The organism is Arthrobacter sp. zg-Y1219 (assembly GCF_030125545.1).
In the GTDB taxonomy this organism is placed as follows: domain Bacteria; phylum Actinomycetota; class Actinomycetes; order Actinomycetales; family Micrococcaceae; genus Arthrobacter_B.
Map to the genome: position 1 here is coordinate 1 of NZ_JASKLY010000014.1, position 15,776 is coordinate 15,776.

Annotated in this window: 14 protein-coding genes and 1 rRNA gene; 11 read left to right on the forward strand and 4 right to left on the reverse strand. The window is 67.2% G+C overall.

Going from position 1 to position 15,776, the window contains the following annotated elements; translation table 11 throughout:
- Window positions 1-35: 35 nt before the first annotated feature.
- Window positions 36-152: ribosomal RNA gene (gene rrf, locus QNO00_RS11305) — 5S ribosomal RNA — on the forward strand.
- Between the two features lie 666 nt (window positions 153-818).
- Here the strand turns inward: rrf and QNO00_RS11310 are convergent.
- Window positions 819-1,838 carry a hypothetical protein gene (locus tag QNO00_RS11310; protein ID WP_284024591.1) on the reverse strand — a complete coding sequence of 340 codons (1,020 nt, stop codon included), beginning with the start codon at window positions 1,836-1,838 and terminating at the stop codon, window positions 819-821.
- 156 nt (window positions 1,839-1,994) lie between these two features.
- On the opposite strand from QNO00_RS11310, the gene QNO00_RS11315 reads away from it, so the two are divergent.
- The 10 genes from QNO00_RS11315 (at window position 1,995) to QNO00_RS11360 (ending at window position 12,009) form a co-directional block, all read left to right on the forward strand.
- Complete coding sequence (locus QNO00_RS11315) at window positions 1,995-2,849, forward strand: tetratricopeptide repeat protein (protein WP_284024592.1); 855 nt, start codon at window positions 1,995-1,997, stop codon at window positions 2,847-2,849.
- 4 nt (window positions 2,850-2,853) lie between these two features.
- Window positions 2,854-3,852, forward strand: a complete 999-nt coding sequence (locus QNO00_RS11320) for an HAD-IIA family hydrolase (protein ID WP_284024593.1) — start codon at window positions 2,854-2,856, stop codon at window positions 3,850-3,852.
- A 41-nt stretch (window positions 3,853-3,893) separates the two neighbouring features.
- Window positions 3,894-4,112 carry a hypothetical protein gene (locus QNO00_RS11325; RefSeq protein WP_229967115.1) on the forward strand — a complete coding sequence of 73 codons (219 nt, stop codon included), beginning with the start codon at window positions 3,894-3,896 and terminating at the stop codon, window positions 4,110-4,112.
- Entirely contained in the window at window positions 4,113-5,024 is a 912-nt protein-coding gene (locus tag QNO00_RS11330; protein WP_229967132.1) for a TlyA family RNA methyltransferase, read from the forward strand.
- Window positions 5,025-5,075: 51 nt separating this feature from the next.
- On the forward strand, window positions 5,076-6,050 hold the full coding sequence (locus tag QNO00_RS11335; protein WP_229967113.1) for an NAD kinase: 975 nt from the start codon (window positions 5,076-5,078) through the stop codon (window positions 6,048-6,050).
- Entirely contained in the window at window positions 6,047-7,774 is a 1,728-nt protein-coding gene (gene recN, locus QNO00_RS11340; RefSeq protein ID WP_284024594.1) for a DNA repair protein RecN, read from the forward strand. The genes QNO00_RS11335 and recN overlap by 4 nt, the downstream gene beginning before the upstream one ends.
- A 31-nt stretch (window positions 7,775-7,805) precedes the next feature.
- On the forward strand, window positions 7,806-9,500 hold the full coding sequence (pyrG, locus tag QNO00_RS11345) for a CTP synthase (protein WP_229967109.1): 1,695 nt from the start codon (window positions 7,806-7,808) through the stop codon (window positions 9,498-9,500).
- 6 nt (window positions 9,501-9,506) lie between these two features.
- A complete protein-coding gene (locus QNO00_RS11350; protein ID WP_229967107.1) occupies window positions 9,507-10,175 on the forward strand; it encodes an NUDIX domain-containing protein in 669 nt (222 codons plus the stop codon).
- A 413-nt stretch (window positions 10,176-10,588) separates the two neighbouring features.
- The gene (gene xerD, locus QNO00_RS11355) at window positions 10,589-11,482 is read left to right on the forward strand and encodes a site-specific tyrosine recombinase XerD (RefSeq protein ID WP_229967130.1); all 894 of its coding nucleotides are present in this window, start codon (window positions 10,589-10,591) and stop codon (window positions 11,480-11,482) included.
- Between the two features lie 56 nt (window positions 11,483-11,538).
- A complete protein-coding gene (locus tag QNO00_RS11360) occupies window positions 11,539-12,009 on the forward strand; it encodes an 8-oxo-dGTP diphosphatase (protein ID WP_331461785.1) in 471 nt (156 codons plus the stop codon).
- 106 nt (window positions 12,010-12,115) lie between these two features.
- On the opposite strand, the gene QNO00_RS11365 is transcribed toward QNO00_RS11360, so the two are convergent.
- The 3 genes from QNO00_RS11365 to QNO00_RS11375 are packed head-to-tail and all read right to left on the reverse strand — an operon-like array spanning window position 12,116 to window position 15,726.
- Window positions 12,116-13,249, reverse strand: coding sequence for a bifunctional 2-methylcitrate synthase/citrate synthase (locus tag QNO00_RS11365; RefSeq protein ID WP_229967105.1), 1,134 nt, complete (start codon window positions 13,247-13,249; stop codon window positions 12,116-12,118).
- A gap of 53 nt (window positions 13,250-13,302) precedes the next feature.
- The gene (gene prpB / locus QNO00_RS11370) at window positions 13,303-14,208 is read right to left on the reverse strand and encodes a methylisocitrate lyase (RefSeq protein WP_229967103.1); all 906 of its coding nucleotides are present in this window, start codon (window positions 14,206-14,208) and stop codon (window positions 13,303-13,305) included.
- Window positions 14,209-15,726 carry an MmgE/PrpD family protein gene (locus tag QNO00_RS11375; protein ID WP_229967101.1) on the reverse strand — a complete coding sequence of 506 codons (1,518 nt, stop codon included), beginning with the start codon at window positions 15,724-15,726 and terminating at the stop codon, window positions 14,209-14,211.
- Window positions 15,727-15,776: the final 50 nt, after the last annotated feature.

Consider the following 15,776-nt stretch of genomic DNA (forward strand, 5'->3'; position numbering starts at 1 on the left):
CCAGGTTTGTTTATGGGTGGTGCGGGTGGAAGGGTTACGGCGGTCATAGCGTGGGGGAAACGCCCGGTCCCATTCCGAACCCGGAAGCTAAGACCCACAGCGCCGATGGTACTGCATCCGGGAGGATGTGGGAGAGTAGGTCACCGCCGGACAATATTTCGGTAGAGAGAGTAAGGCCCCGCCATTGGCGGGGCCTTACTTGTTTAACACCGGACTTGTTTATCCCGGCGTCCTTGTTCGGTCCGCTTCAGGCCGGTTTCGCCGCTTTCGGGCCCTGGTTCTCTTTGCGCCGAGATGGCAGAAACGGCACGTTCCGGCCCCGGGAAGAGCACTTACTGCCATCTCGCGAGATCCCAGAGAGAGGGCGGCAACCGATGGTAGCCCGCCCCGATGGGACGTTACCGGTCCCGCGAGGTTCAAGAGGTGGGCAGTCTCACCTTATCCAGGCACGCCTGTGGGCATGGGGCGACGCCGACAAGACCAGCCTGCACTAGAATTGGCTTGTGCCCGTTTTGGGCCCCACTGACTTTAGAACTTTATATATCCATAGTGACGAGCGACTGCAGTAAATTCCGTTGGTCGGCTCACGACGAGAGGAACTCACCAGCATGTCAGAGCAAGATAACAGGGATCAGCGCGGCAGCGAGGGCAACAACGCCGCCCGCAACAGCAGCTCGTCAGGCCAGCGCGACGACCGCGGACGCCCGGCCACGAACGACCGCAACGCCCCCAAGCGCCACGAAGACCGTAAGCCCTCCTTCGGAGGCCGGCCGGCACGCGACGGCGAGCGGAAGTCCTTCGGCGACCGCGGCGCATCATCAGAGCGCAAGCCTTACTCGAAGGACCGTAAGCCGTCCTTCGGCGACCGGCCTGCCCGCGGCGACGACGATCGCCGTCCCGCACGCGACGGTGAGCGCAAGTCCTTCGGCGACCGCGGAGATCGCAAGCCGTCCTTCGGCGGCGATGACCGCCGTCCCGCACGCGACAGCGACCGCAAGCCATCCTTCGGCGACCGTTCCGAGCGCAACGACCGTGCCAGCCGCGGCAGCGACGATCGTCGTCCTCCCCGTGATGGTGAGCGGAAGTCCTTCGGTGACCGCGGAGATCGCAAGCCCTCCTTCGGCGGTGACGATCGTCGTCCTCCTCGTGATGGTGAGCGCAAGTCCTTCGGTGATCGTCCCGCCCGTGATGGTGAGCGCAAGTCCTTCGGTGACCGCGGAGATCGCAAGCCCTCCTTCGGTGATCGTGGCGATCGTAAGCCTTCGTTCGGTGATCGTCCCGCCCGTGATGGTGAGCGCAAGTCCTTCGGTGACCGCGGAGATCGCAAGCCCTCCTTCGGTGATCGTGGCGATCGTAAGCCTTCGTTCGGTGATCGTCCCGCCCGTGATGGTGAGCGCAAGTCCTTCGGTGACCGCGGAGATCGCAAGCCCTCCTTCGGTGATCGTGGCGATCGTAAGCCTTCGTTCGGTGATCGTCCCGCCCGTGATGGTGAGCGCAAGTCCTTCGGTGACCGCGGAGATCGCAAGCCCTCCTTCGGTGATCGTGGCGATCGTAAGCCGTCCTTCGGTGATCGTCCCGCCCGTGATGGTGAGCGCAAGTCCTTCGGAGATCGTGGCGATCGTAAGCCGTCCTTCGGTGGCGATGATCGTCGTCCTCCCCGCGACAATGACCGCAAGCCGTCCTTCGGCGATCGTGGCGACCGTAAGCCGTCCTTCGGCGATCGTCCGTCCCGTGGTGGCGATGACCGTCGTCCGGCGCGCGATAACGACCGCAAGCCGTCCTTCTCCAACGACCGTCCGGCCCGTGGCGAGGATGCACCGGTTGTTGAGCGCAAGCACAATGCCCGCGACCTGCGCAGCGCCAACCGCCCGGACCGTGAGCGTTCACCGGAAATCGATGACGACGTCACAGGCCAGGAGCTGGACAAGGTTACCCGCGCCCAGCTGCGCGTCCTGGAAGAGGTCAGCGGTGAGTGGGTCTCCAAGCACCTGGTCATGGCAGGCCGCCTGATCGACATCAACCCCGAGCTGGCCTTCCAGCACGCCCTGGCAGCAAGCCGCCGCGGCGGACGCATGGCAGCAGTGCGCGAAGCAGTGGCACTGACCGCCTACGCCTCCGAAAACTTCGCCGAGGCGCTGCGTGAATTCCGCACCTACCGCCGGATCAGCGGATCCAACGACTACCTGGCCATGATGGCCGACTGCGAACGCGGTCTGGGCCGCCCGGACCGTGCCCTGGACATCTCCCGTTCGGATGAAGCCAAGGAACTGGATGCCGCCGGACAGGTGGACATGGCCATTGTTACCTCCGGTGCCCGCATGGACATGGAGCAGTTCGACGCCGCCGTGACCGCGCTGGAAATCCCGCAGTTGGACAAGAACCGTGCGTTCTCCTTCAGCCCGCGCCTCTTCCGCGCCTACGCTGATGCCCTCGAGGCAGCCGGCCGCAACGAAGAAGCTGCACAGTGGAACGACCGCGCGCTGCTGGCTGAAAAGGCCCTGGGCGTCGGCGAGTTTGCTGAGCCGGACATTTTCGACCTGGGTGACGACGACGACGAAAAGCCGGAGCGTCCCCGCCGGGGCCGCGAAGACCGCGACGATCGTCCGGTTGCCGAGCGCTCCGAAACGCCGTTTGCCGCTCCCGTTGAGAAGGCAGTTGCCGATGACGAGCTGGAACTGAGCGACGACATCGACACCCTGCCCTCGGACGAGCAGGAAGGCGTCATCGGCGTCCTCGAAACCGAAGAGGACGACAACGACACCGCCGCTGCACAGCACGACGACGGCAACGACAACGCCGAGTTCTCCGCCGACGCGCCTGCCGGCGACGCTGACGAGGAACGCGCGTAGCACCATGGCCAACACACCGCTGATTGCCGGGTACGACGCAGTCCTGTCCGATCTGGACGGCGTCGTGTACGCCGGCCCGCACGCCATTGCAGGAGCCGTTGAGGCCCTGCAGCGCCTTGAAGGCGCCGGCGTGCAGCTGGCTTACGTCACCAACAACGCGTCGCGCTCCTCCGAAACGGTGGCAGCGCATCTGCGCGAGCTGGGGGCCCCGGCAACAGCGGAAACCGTGTTTGGCTCGGCCCAGGCCGGTGCTGAACTGCTGGCCGGCCAGGTGCCGGCCGGCGCCACGGTCCTGGTGATTGGCAGCGCCTGGCTGACCGAGCAGGTCCTGGAACAGGGGCTGGTACCGGTGCGCTCCGCCGATGACCGGCCCGACGCCGTGATCCAGGGTTTCGATCCCGGGCTCGGCTGGAAACACCTGGCCGAGGCGGCCTTCGCCGTGGAACGCGGTGCCAAATGGGTTGCCACGAACACCGACATGTCCATTCCACAGGCCCGGGGGATCGCCCCGGGAAACGGAACGCTGGTGGCCGCCGTTGCGGCGGCCACCGGCAGGACACCGTTGGTGGCGGGAAAGCCCGAGGCCCCGCTGTTCCTGACGGCGGCGAGCCATTTGGGCGCCTCAACACCGCTCGTGGTCGGTGACCGCCTGGATACCGACATCCTCGGCGGCAACAACGCCGGTTTCGCGACGGCACTGGTGCTCACCGGCGTCGACAGTCCGCAGACAGCGCTGGCCGCCCGCACCCGGGAACGGCCGACGTACCTCGTGGAAAACCTCGACGCCTTCTATGCTCCCTATCCGGAAATCGAAGCCCGCGACGGCGTTTTCGCCTGCGGGACCGCCACTGCCCGCGTCTTGGGCAACACGGTGGAGATTTCCGGAGACCGCAGTGATCTGGACAGCTGGCGCGCTGCCTGTGCGGCCTGGTGGAACGCCCGGCCGGTCGCCGAAACGGCCTCCGCACCCGAGCTCAGCTGGACTGTCACCCCCGGCGGATAAGCTGGGTTTCAAACGTCAGACAAGGATGGGGCAGCCGCCAGATGGAGAACACCAGCGGAAACACCGGCGAGGAGTCCCCGGGCACCGAACGCCCCTGGCCCCACCTGCGGGCGCAGACGGCGGATCCGGCAGTAAACGCCGCTTTGGCGTCCCTGGGAACACTTGCCGATACGCCCATCCCTGAACAGCATGCCGTTTACACCGCACTGCACGACGGCCTGTTGGCTGAACTGAACGCCGAACCGCCGGAGGAGCGCTAGATCGTGGCAAGACTAGACCAGGAACTGGTGGCCAGGGGACTGGCGCGCTCCCGGACCCACGCGGCCAAGCTCATCGCGGCGGGCCGGGTGGCCAGAGCGGGTGCCGTGCTGGGCAAGGCTTCGGCCTCGGTCAGCGCAGAAGATCCCCTCTCAGTGCTCGACGACGGCGTCCCCGACTATGTCAGCCGTGCCGGCCATAAGCTGGCCGGCGCCCTTGACGCGTTTCCGCAGGTTCAGCCCGAAGGGCTGCGCTGCCTCGATGCCGGAGCCTCCACCGGCGGTTTCACGGACGTCCTGCTGCGGCGCGGTGCCGAGCGCGTGGTGGCTGTCGACGTCGGCCACGACCAATTGGTGGACGCCCTGCGCGTTGACCCGCGGGTCGATGTGCACGAAGGCTTGAACGTCCGGTATCTGGTGCCCGAGGCGATCGGGGGACCGGTGGACCTGACCGTCGCCGACCTCTCGTTCATTTCCCTCACCTTGGTGCTTGCTCCGCTGGCCGCAGCGACGCGCCCGGGCGGCAGTCTGCTGCTCATGGTCAAGCCGCAGTTTGAAGTGGGCCGTGAGAAGCTGGAGAAGGCTGGCGTCGTCATGGATCCGCAAAAGCACCGGCTGGCAGTGACCCGCGTGGTCTCTGCCGCCATGGCGGAGAACCTTCGGGTGGCCGGCCTGGCCCGCAGTCCGCTGCCGGGGCAGAACGGCAACGTGGAGTTTTTCCTGTGGCTGCAGGTCGCGGCCGCTGACCAACAGCCGGCCGCGCTGCCCGCCGATGCACAGGCTGAGGCCCGCCGTTTGGTGGAAGAGGCCTTTGACGGGTTTGATGGAGCCGGACCGGACTCGGTTACTGATCGGTTTGCGGGCGAGACACGCACCGGAGAAACTGACCGCAGGAAACTGACGACAGAAGACTGACGACGGAGCTCCAAAGCAGCTCCCCCGGGAGCGGAACAGGATATGACAGACATGAGCAGACGGATACTTGTGCTGGCCCACACCGGCCGGCAGGCTGCCATGACTGCCGCCCAGGAAGCCTGCACGCAGCTGCACGCCTCCGGCCTGATCCCGGTCATGCGGCGGCGGGATTTGGAAGACATCCAGGCCGTCTACGGTGTCCTCACCGCACCCACCGAAATCCTCGATGAAGACGTTGACCTGGCCGGCGTCGACCTGGGCATGGTCCTGGGCGGCGACGGCACTATCCTGCGGGCCGCCGAGCTGGTCCGCGGCACCGACGTCCCGCTGCTCGGCGTGAATCTGGGACACGTTGGATTCCTGGCCGAAAGTGAGCGCGAAGACCTGGCCCAGACCGTGCACTGGGTCGTGGAGCGGGCCTACACGGTCGAAGAACGCATGACGATCGACGTCAAAGTCTGGTTTGAAAACCGGATGATCGCCAACACCTGGGCGCTGAATGAAGCGGCCATCGAAAAGTCGGACCGGCAGCGGATGCTCGAAGTCGTGGTGGAAGTGGACGCCCGGCCGATCAGTTCCTTCGGCTGCGACGGCGTTGTCCTGGCCACACCCACCGGCTCCACTGCCTATTCCTTCTCCGCCGGAGGCCCCGTGGTCTGGCCCGAGGTCGAGGCACTCCTGATCACCCCGATCAGCGCACACGCCCTCTTCGCCCGCCCCCTCGTGGTCGCACCCACCTCCATCCTGGCGGTCGAAATCCTGACCCGGACGGATGCCGCCGGCGTGCTCTGGTGCGACGGCCGGCGCAGCGTCGAACTGCCGCCGGGCGCCCGCATCGAGGTGACGCGCTCCACCATCCCCGTCCGCCTGGCCCGAACGCATGCCACGCCGTTCTCCGAACGCCTGGTCCGCAAATTCCAGCTCCCCACCCAGGGCTGGCGCGGACCCGTCGGCACCCCGGGGGAACACTCAGCGAGTGTGGAACTCACCCGCCGGACGGCAGACAGCGGAGGGCTGGCCACATGATCGAAGAGATCCGCATCCGCGACCTCGGCGTCATCACTGACGCCACGCTGGAACTCGGCCCCGGATTCACGGTGGTTACGGGTGAGACGGGCGCCGGAAAGACAATGGTGATCACCGCCCTGGGCATGCTTCTGGGCGCCCGGACCGACGCCGGAGCGGTGCGCACCGGCGCCAAAGCGGCCCTCGCCGAAGCTCTGGTGCGCCTGCCGCCGGACAACCCCGCAGTGACTCGGGCCGAAGACGCCGGCGCGGAACTGGAAACGTACGACGGCGTCACCGAGCTGATGCTCGCCCGCACCGTCAACGCCGCCGGGCGCAGCCGTGCCCACGTGGGCGGACGATCCGCTCCGGTGGGCGTGCTGGCCGAGGTCGGCCAGCATCTGGTGGCGGTGCACGGACAGTCGGATCAGCTCCGGCTCAAGAGCACGGCCGCGCAGCGTGAAGCCCTGGACAAGTACGCCGGCCCTGCCCTTGCCTCCGTCCTGTCCTCCTACCAGACGGACTTCGCCCGCTGGCGGTCCGCCGTCACCGAACTCTCCACCCTGCGCGACCAGGCCCGGGAACGCCTGCGCGAAGCCGAGTACCTCACGGCCTCGCTGGAGGAAATCGATGCCCTCGAGCTGCTGCCGGGGGAGGACGAGATCCTCAAGACCGAAGCCACCCGGCTGAACAACTTCGAGGAACTGCGCACCGCGGCCGTGGGCGCGCACTCGGCATTGATTGCCGGAGACTTCTCCGACGGTTCCGACGCCACCTCGCTGGTGGACAGCGCCAAGCGGCAGCTGGAACTGGCCGGAGAACACGACCCCGCCCTGGCCGATTCCGCCAAGCGGCTGGCCGAAGTCGGCTACATCCTTGCGGACATTGCCACCGAACTGGCCAGCTACAGCGCCTCCCTGGACGGCGAAGGCCCGGAACGGCTCGCCGAAGTCGAGTCCCGGCGGGCTGAGATCTCCGCCCTGACCCGCAAGTTCGCCCCCTCCGTGGACGAGGTCCTGGAATGGGCGGAAACGAGCCGCGTCCGGCTGGCGGAGCTGGGGGATGACGGCACCCGCATCGAGGCACTCGAAACGGAAATCTCGGAGCTGCAGGCCACACTGACCGCGGCCGCAGCGGACCTGACCAAACTGCGGACCGAAGCGGCGGCGGAACTCGCCCGGCGGGTGAGCGACGAGCTGTCGGCACTGGCGATGGCCGATGCTCACCTGCTCATCGAGGTCACTCCCGTCGAGGAGCTCAGCGTGCACGGAGCGGACGCCATTTCGTTCCTCCTCCAGCCGCACCCCGGCGCGCCGGCCCGCCCGCTGGGCAAGGGCGCCTCCGGCGGCGAGCTGTCCCGGGTGATGCTGGCAATCGAGGTGGTGCTGGCCGCGGTGGACCCCGTGCCGACGTTCATCTTCGACGAAGTGGACTCCGGCGTCGGCGGAAAGGCCGCCGTCGAAATCGGCCGCCGCCTGGCCATGCTGGCCAAGCACGTCCAGGTGATAGTGGTCACCCACCTTCCGCAGGTGGCATCTTTTGCCGACCATCACATCCGGGTTATCAAGATGTCCGCAACGGGGGAAAATGGAACCGGCGTCACCGCCAGCGACGTCACCGTCCTGGACGACGCGGAGCGGATCAAGGAACTTGCCAGGATGCTCGCGGGCCAGGAAGACTCCGAGTCCGCCCGGGCACACGCCGTTGAACTCCTGGCCGCGGCGGGACACCCGCCGCATGAATAACCCCAACGCATTTAAACCAGAACTACAAAAGGTGATAGGCTCGAACTCCGTGGTGCAGCGATCAAATTCCAGGTTTCCCAAGTCGTCTTCTACGACAAAACACATCTTCGTCACCGGTGGCGTGGCGTCCTCACTCGGTAAGGGACTGACAGCGTCAAGTCTCGGCCATCTGTTGAGGTCGCGCGGCATAGCGGTGACCATGCAGAAGCTCGATCCCTATCTCAACGTGGATCCGGGCACGATGAACCCCTTCCAGCACGGCGAAGTCTTCGTTACCGACGACGGCGCCGAGACTGACCTCGACATCGGCCATTACGAGCGGTTCCTTGACGAGAGCCTCGACGGCTCCGCCAACGTCACCACCGGCCAGGTCTATTCCACGGTCATCGCCAAGGAACGCCGCGGCGAATACCTCGGCGACACCGTCCAGGTCATTCCGCACATCACCGACGAGATCAAGCGCCGGATGCGCCTGCCCTCCGAGGCGAAGAAGACCCCCGATGTCATCATCACCGAGATCGGCGGCACGGTTGGCGACATCGAGTCCCAGCCCTTCCTGGAAGCCGCACGCCAGGTGCGCCAGGACATTGGCCGCAACAACGTCTTCTTCCTGCACGTCTCGCTGGTTCCGTACATCGGCCCGTCCCAGGAACTGAAGACCAAGCCGACGCAGCACTCAGTGGCCGCCCTGCGGTCCATCGGCATCCAGCCCGACGCCATCGTCATCCGCTCGGACCGCCCGGTGCCGGATGCCATGCGCGCCAAGATCGGCCGCATGTGCGACGTCGATGTGGACGCCGTCGTGGGCTGCCCGGACGCCCCGAGCATTTACGACATCCCCAAGACGCTTCACTCCCAGGGCCTGGACGCGTACATCGTCCAGCACCTGGACCTGAAGTTCAAGGACGTCAACTGGACCAAGTGGGACAAGCTCCTCGAAGTTGTCCACAACCCCAAGCACCATGTCGACATTGCCCTGGTGGGCAAGTACGTGGACCTGCCCGACGCCTACCTTTCCGTCACGGAAGCACTGCGCGCCGGCGGTTTCGCCAACAAGACCAAGGTCAACATCCGCTGGGTGCCCTCGGACGAGTGCGCCACGCCGGAAGGTGCCGCAGCGGCACTGGCCGGCGCCGACGCCATCTGCGTTCCCGGCGGCTTCGGCATCCGCGGCCTGGAAGGCAAGCTTGGCGCCCTGACGTACGCCCGGGAAAACATGGTGCCCACCCTGGGCCTGTGCCTCGGACTGCAGTGCATGGTCATCGAGTACGCCCGCAACGTGGTGGGTCTGGAAGGTGCGTCCTCCTCGGAGTTCGAGCCGGACACCAAGTACCCGGTCATCGCCACCATGTCTGAGCAGAAGCAGATTGTCTCCGGCGAAGGCGACATGGGCGGCACCATGCGCCTGGGCCTGTGGGACGCCAAGCTCGAAGAGGGCTCCGTGGTGGCCAAGACGTACGGCAAGACGGCTGTGGCCGAACGCCACCGTCACCGCTACGAGGTCAACAACGAGTACCGCGACCAGATCGCCGAGGCGGGCCTGTCCTTCTCCGGCACCACGGTCGACGGCGGACTGGTGGAGTTCGTTGAGCTTCCGGCCGACGTACACCCGTACTACGTCTCCACGCAGGCGCACCCGGAGCTCAGCTCCCGCCCGACGCGCCCGCACCCGCTCTTCGCCGGTTTGGTGAAGGCCGCCCTGGCACGCCAGAACGGCAAGGGCTAACAACCCATGAGCGAGGCCAGAGGGTTCGCCGACGAACAGAGTCCCCGCCGCCTGTTGAGTTCCTCCGTGGAATACACCGGGCGGGTCTGGGACGTGGTCAGTGAGAAGTTCTCCCTGACCGACGACGGCGAACCCCTGGTCCGCGACTTCGTCCGCCACCCCGGGGCGGTCGCCATCCTGGCCCTGAACGACGCCGGCCAGGTGCTGCTGATCAACCAGTACCGGCATCCGGTGCGGATGACCCTCTGGGAAATCCCCGCCGGACTGCTGGACATCGACGGCGAGGACTTCCAGGTCGGCGCCGCCCGGGAGCTGGCCGAGGAGGCCGACATCCAGGCCGCCGAGTGGAACGTCCTCACCGACCTGTTCCTCTCGCCCGGCTCGTCCCGGGAGGCTCTGCGCATCTACCTCGCACGCGGTATTACCTGGATCCCCGAGGCCGACCGGCACGAACGCACCCATGAGGAAGCGGAAATCCGCACCATGTGGGTAGATCTCGACGACGCAGTGGCAGCCGCCCTTGAGGGCCGGATGCACAGCCCCTCGGCCGTGGCCGGAGTCCTGGCCGCAGCAGCGGCCCGCCCGTCCGGCTATGCCAACCTGCGCCCGGCGGACGCACCCTGGCCCGAACACCACTCCCAGCACTCCACTTGGCCGCAGGGCCCCGTTCTTTAGGACTGAAGACTGCTATGGCCGCCTCCGATCTACCCGCCGGCGGACACACTCCTGCGCCGGGGTCCCCGTCGCTGAACGACACCATCCGGTTCGATTACCGTCCGGGCAACGCCACCCTCCGGCTGGATTCCCCCGCCGAGCTGCTGCGCGCCGCGCTGGCGGAGGACAAGGCAGCCAGCAGGTCCACAGCCACGTCCACAGACAAGTCCACAGGCAAGGCAGAGGATTCCGCTCCGGCGTCCGGCGCCGATTCGGCAGCGACTTCCACGCCGGCGGAGCCCGCTGATCCCGAGGCGCCGGGAAACGCCAAAACCCCCAAGCCTCCGAAGGTTCCCGCACCCAAGGGCCCCTCCGCCGCCGATGAGCTGCGCGCCACCGCCGTCGGCCGTGCCATCGGCGGCTACCTGCAGCACATGGCAGTGGAACGGGGCCTGGCCGTCAACACGCTGGATGCCTACCGCCGCGACCTGCTGCGGTACGCCCGGTTCCTGACCTCCCGCGGCGTCGACGACGTCGGCCGCATCTCCCGGCACGATGTGACAGCCTTCGCCCAGTCGATCGTGGAGGGCTCAGACGGCGCCTCCGCGCTGAGCGTGCGCTCGGCAGCCCGCACCGTGGTTGCCGTCCGCGGGCTGCACAAGTTCTGGGCGCTGGAGGGCCTGGCCACCGCCGACCCGGCCGCCGACGTCCATCCGCCGCTGCCGGGCAAACGGCTGCCCAAGGCGATCAGCGTCAATGAGGTCACCCGGATCCTGGAGGCGATCTCCACTGAGACCCCCACCGGGCTGCGGGACCGGGCACTGCTGGAATTCCTCTACTCCACCGGGGCCCGCATCAGCGAGGCCGTCGGCCTGGACATCGATGACCTGTCCCTGGAACGGATCCCCGCCAACGGCCCCGACGTGGTGCGGCTCTTCGGCAAGGGCTCCAAGGAACGCCTGGTGCCGCTGGGCTCCTACGCCGCCCGCGCACTGGACGAGTACCTGGTCCGCGGCCGGCCGGCAGCCTCCGTGAAGGGCAAGGGAACGCCCGCACTGTTCCTGAACGCCCGCGGCGGCCGGCTCAGCCGGCAAAGCGCTTGGACCATCCTGAAAAACGCCGCGGAAAAGGCACAGATCGGCCGGGACGTGTCCCCGCACACGCTGCGGCACTCCTTCGCCACGCACCTGCTGGAGGGCGGGGCCGACGTCCGCGTGGTGCAGGAGCTGCTCGGCCACGCCTCGGTGACCACCACCCAGGTCTACACCCTGGTGACCGCCGAAACCCTGCGCGAGGTCTACGCCGCCGCGCATCCGCGGGCACTGTGACGCCGGGCGCCTTCGGGCCCGGCGAACCGGCCGGCGAACACGCGCCGCCTCGCGCCGTGCCCGTGGTCCTGTGCTTCCTGCTGCGTGAAACCCAGCAGCGCGGCGCGGAAGTCCTGATGGGGCTGAAGCAGACCGGCTTCGGAATTGGCCGGATCGTCACCCTCGGCGGGCATGTGGAGCCGGGGGAGACCCCGGAGCAGGCGGCCGTGCGCGAAGTCTTCGAGGAATCCGGGGTCACCGTGGCTGAAGCCGACCTGGAGCAGGCCGGAACCATCGAGTTCATCTTTCCGGCCCGCCCGGAGTGGGACATGTCCACGGTGGTCTACCGGGCGCGCACCTGGATGGGCGAGCCGGCGCCGTCGTCGGAAATCGTTCCGGTCTGGTACCCGGTAAACGAGGTGCCGTATCCGCAGATGTGGCCGGATTCGGCGCACTGGATGCCGGAGGTGCTCGCCGGGCGGGCCTTTGACGTTGTCGTCACCCTGGCCGACGACAACGAAAGCGTCGCCGGCATCGTCTTTTCCTGACGTTCCGTCCGGGCCGCGAGCCACCCGGACAGCGGGCCACCCGGACAGCAAAACGCCCGCCGCAGAATATCCTGCGGCGGGCGTCTTGCTGTTCGGAACCGGCTGCTTAGCCCAGGTGCCGTTCCTCCGGGCCGTCGTAGGCGCTGAGGGGGCGGATCAGGGAGTTGGCTTCCAGCTGCTCCATGATGTGCGCGGTCCAGCCGGTGATCCGGGCGGCCACGAACAGCGGAGTGAAGGTGGGCGTGTCAAAGCCCATCAGGTGGTAGGCCGGACCGGCGGGGTAGTCCAGGTTGGGCAGAATGTTCTTCCGCTCACCCATGGCCGACTCCAGCGCGGTGTAGAGCTCGCCCAGGTCCGGACGGTCGTAGTGCTTGACCATCTTGTCCAGGGAGGCCTTCATGGTCGGCACCCGCGAGTCGCCGTTCTTGTACACGCGGTGGCCGAAGCCCATGATCTTCTTCTTGTCCGCCAGTGCGGCGTCCAGCCACCCCGCGGCGTGCTCGGCGACGTCGCCCTCGCCGGCGCTTGAGGTGATCTCCGCAAACGTGTGCATGACCGCCTCATTGGCGCCGCCGTGGAGCGGCCCCTTGAGTGCGCCGATGGCGCCGGTCACCGCCGAGTGCAGGTCCGCGAGCGTGGAAGTGATCACGCGGGCCGTGAACGTGGAGGCGTTGAAGGAGTGCTCCGCGTACAGGATCATCGAGACGTTGAACGCCTCCACGACCTCGGGGGCTGCTTCCTCGCCGAACGTCATCCAGAGGAAGTTCGCGGAGTAGCCCAGATCATCGCGGGGCTCCACCACGTCCTCGCCGCGCCGGCGGCGCTGGTCGTAGGCGACGACGGCGGGCATGGCGGCGAACAGGCTGACCGACTTTTCCATGTTCGCCTGCCGGGAGGAGTCATCCGCCTGGGCATGCTCCGCACCCAGCACCGACGCTGCCGTGCGGCAGACATCCATCGGGTGGCAGGTCAGCGGCAGGGCGTCGATGACGGCCTTCAGCTCGGGGGAGAGCGCACGCTGGTTCCGCTCGCCGTCGGTGAACTCCGCCAGCTCGTCGGCGGTGGGCAGCTCGCCGTTCCACAGCAGGTAGGCCACCTCTTCGAAGCTGCAGTGTGCCGCCAGCTCCTGGACCGGGTAACCGCGGTAGAGCAGCGAGTTGGTGTCCGGATTGACCTTGGAGACCTTGGTCGTGTCAACAAGGACACCGGCCAGTCCCTTGTGGATCTGCTCATCTGTCATTACGAAAGACTCCTTTGTCGCGATGATGTAGCTGCGGTGATTCCGGGGCAGTGCTAGTGCTGGCCCGGGATCTGGAAGTTGAATACCGACGTGTCGAAGCGGTTATAGGCTTCATAATCCACCAGATCGTACAAACGTGCACGCGTGAGCATATTCGGGACATCCTCCTGCTGGGTGCCCTTGGCCTTGATCGTGTCCAGGGTGCGCTCGGCGGCGCCCATCGCGCTGCGCAGCAGGGTGACCGGGTAGATCACCATGTTCACGCCCACTGACGCCAGCTCGTCGTAGCTGAAGAGGTCGCTCTTGCCGAACTCGGTCATGTTGGCCAGGATCGGCACGTCGACGGCGGCACGCATCGCGGCGAATTCCTCCAGCGACTTCATGGCCTCGGGGAAGATCGCGTCCGCCCCGGCGTCGACCAGTGCCCGGGCCCGGTCCTGGGCGGCTTCGAGGCCGTCCACGGCGCGGATGTCGGTGCGGGCCATGATCAGGAAGTTCGAGTCGCGGCGGGCGTCGGCGGCGGCGCGGATCCGCTTGGTGGCCGTGTCCAGGTCCACCACGTTCTTGCCGTCGAGGTGGCCGCAGCGCTTGGGATTGAACTGGTCCTCGATGTGGCAGCCGGCCAGGCCGGCGTTTTCGAGTTCCTGGATGGAGCGCGCGACGTTCATCGGCTCGCCGAAGCCGGTGTCGGCGTCGACGATGGCCGGCAGGTCGGTCATCCGGGCGATCTGCCCGGCGCGGGTGGCGACCTCGGTCAGGGTGGTCAGGCCGATGTCCGGCAGGCCGAGGTCATTGGCGAGGACCGCGCCGGAGATGTACACGCCGTCGAACCCTTTTTCCTCGATCAGGCGGGCCGAAAGCGGGTTGAACGCACCCGGGTACTGCTGGAGCGTGCCGGAGGCCAGGCCCTTGCGGAAGGCGATGCGCTTGGCCTCGGGGGTTACGGAGGAGTACAGCATTTAGAAGAGTCCCTTCGGGGCGTTGGCCGGGTCGATGACGCCCTCGGCGGCGGTGATGTTCAGCTGGTCCAGCTCGCCGGCGGCCAGTTCGGGCAGGCGCTGGACGGTGCTCAGGAAGCGTTCGATCTCCTCGTCGGAGACCAGCCCGGCGGCCAGGGTGCGGAATTTGTTGATGTACTGCTCGCGGGCAAACGGCTTGGCGCCCAGCGGATGGGCGTCGGCGACGGCGATCTCATCGGTGATCTCGGTGCCGTCGGTCAGGACGATGGTCACCTTGCCGCCGAAGGCCTTCTCGTTGATGTCCAGCGAGTGGTAGCGGCGGGTCCATTCCGGATCCTCCACGGTGGTGACCTTGTGCCACAGCTCCACGGTGTCGGCACGGCCGGCGCGCTCCGGGGCGTAGGAGTCCACATGGTGCCAGGCGCCGTCCTGCAGGGCGACGGTGAAGATGTACGGGATGGAGTGGTCCAGGGTCTCGCGCGAAGCCGTGGGATCGTACTTCTGCGGATCGTTGGCGCCGGAGCCGATCACGTAGTGGGTGTGGTGCGAGGTGGCGATCAGGACGCTGGCGACCTTGGAGGCGTCGGCGGCCTCGGGGTGCTCGCGGTGGATCTTGCGGGCCAGGTCGATCCAGGCCTGGGCCTGGTACTCGGCGGAGTGTTCCTTGGTGTAGGTGTCCAGGATGGCGCGCTTGGCTTCGCCGGCCTCGGGCAGCGGCACTTCGTAGGCCGCGCCGGGGCCGTCCAGCATCCAGGCAATGACGCCGTCTTCACCCTCATAGATGGGGGTGGGGGAGGTCTGGCCGCGCATGGCGCGGTCCACGGCTTCCACGGCCATCTTGCCGGCGAATGCGGGAGCGTGCGCCTTCCAGGTGGAGATTTCGCCCTTGCGGGACTGGCGGGTGGCCGTGGTGGTGTGCAGCGCCTGGCCGACCGCCTGGAAGATGGTGTCGACGTCGAGGCCCAGCAGGGTGCCGATGCCGGCGGCGGCGGACGGGCCGAGGTGGGCCACGTGGTCGATCTTGTGCTTGTGCAGGCAGATGGCCTTGACCAGGTCGACCTGGATTTCGTAGCCGGTCGCGATGCCGCGGATCAGGTCGGCGCCGGAGGCGCCGGTGTGCTGGGCGACGGCGAGCAGCGGCGGGATGTTGTCGCCCGGATGGGAGTACTCGGCGGCGAGGAACGTGTCGTGGTAGTCCAGTTCGCGCACAGCCACGCCGTTGGCCCAGGCGGCCCACTCCGGGGAGGTCTTCTGCTCGACGCCGAACACTGCCGAGCCGTTGCCGTGCGCGGAGGGGGAGAATGACAGGGCCTGGGCGCGGGCGGCGACGATGGGACCGCGATTCAGGGAGGCAATGGCCACCGAGGCGTTGTCGATGACGCGGTTGATGACCATGTCAGTGACCTCGTCGGTCACGGCGACGGGGTCGGCAGCGACCTCGGCGATCTTGTAGGCCAGCTGGTCTTCGCGGGCCAGGTTCTCGTCGCTGCGGTGGACCCGCACCTTGTGGAGATTCATGTTGTGTCCTTTCGGGACGTTTTCGGGATTTCGGAAGGGAAGTTTTCAGG

What these genes read in the sequence shown, in the direction of transcription:
- recN (WP_284024594.1), top strand. Translation starts at nt 6,047, where the DNA reads ATGATCGAAGAGATCCGCATCCGCGACCTCGGCGTCATCACTGACGCC.
- prpB (WP_229967103.1), bottom strand. Translation starts at nt 14,208, where the DNA reads ATGCTGTACTCCTCCGTAACCCCCGAGGCCAAGCGCATCGCCTTCCGC.
- QNO00_RS11325 (WP_229967115.1), top strand. Translation starts at nt 3,894, where the DNA reads ATGGAGAACACCAGCGGAAACACCGGCGAGGAGTCCCCGGGCACCGAA.
- QNO00_RS11365 (WP_229967105.1), bottom strand. Translation starts at nt 13,249, where the DNA reads ATGACAGATGAGCAGATCCACAAGGGACTGGCCGGTGTCCTTGTTGAC.
- QNO00_RS11320 (WP_284024593.1), top strand. Translation starts at nt 2,854, where the DNA reads ATGGCCAACACACCGCTGATTGCCGGGTACGACGCAGTCCTGTCCGAT.
- QNO00_RS11350 (WP_229967107.1), top strand. Translation starts at nt 9,507, where the DNA reads ATGAGCGAGGCCAGAGGGTTCGCCGACGAACAGAGTCCCCGCCGCCTG.
- QNO00_RS11335 (WP_229967113.1), top strand. Translation starts at nt 5,076, where the DNA reads ATGAGCAGACGGATACTTGTGCTGGCCCACACCGGCCGGCAGGCTGCC.
- QNO00_RS11315 (WP_284024592.1), top strand. Translation starts at nt 1,995, where the DNA reads ATGGCAGGCCGCCTGATCGACATCAACCCCGAGCTGGCCTTCCAGCAC.
- xerD (WP_229967130.1), top strand. Translation starts at nt 10,589, where the DNA reads ATGGCAGTGGAACGGGGCCTGGCCGTCAACACGCTGGATGCCTACCGC.
- QNO00_RS11375 (WP_229967101.1), bottom strand. Translation starts at nt 15,726, where the DNA reads ATGAATCTCCACAAGGTGCGGGTCCACCGCAGCGACGAGAACCTGGCC.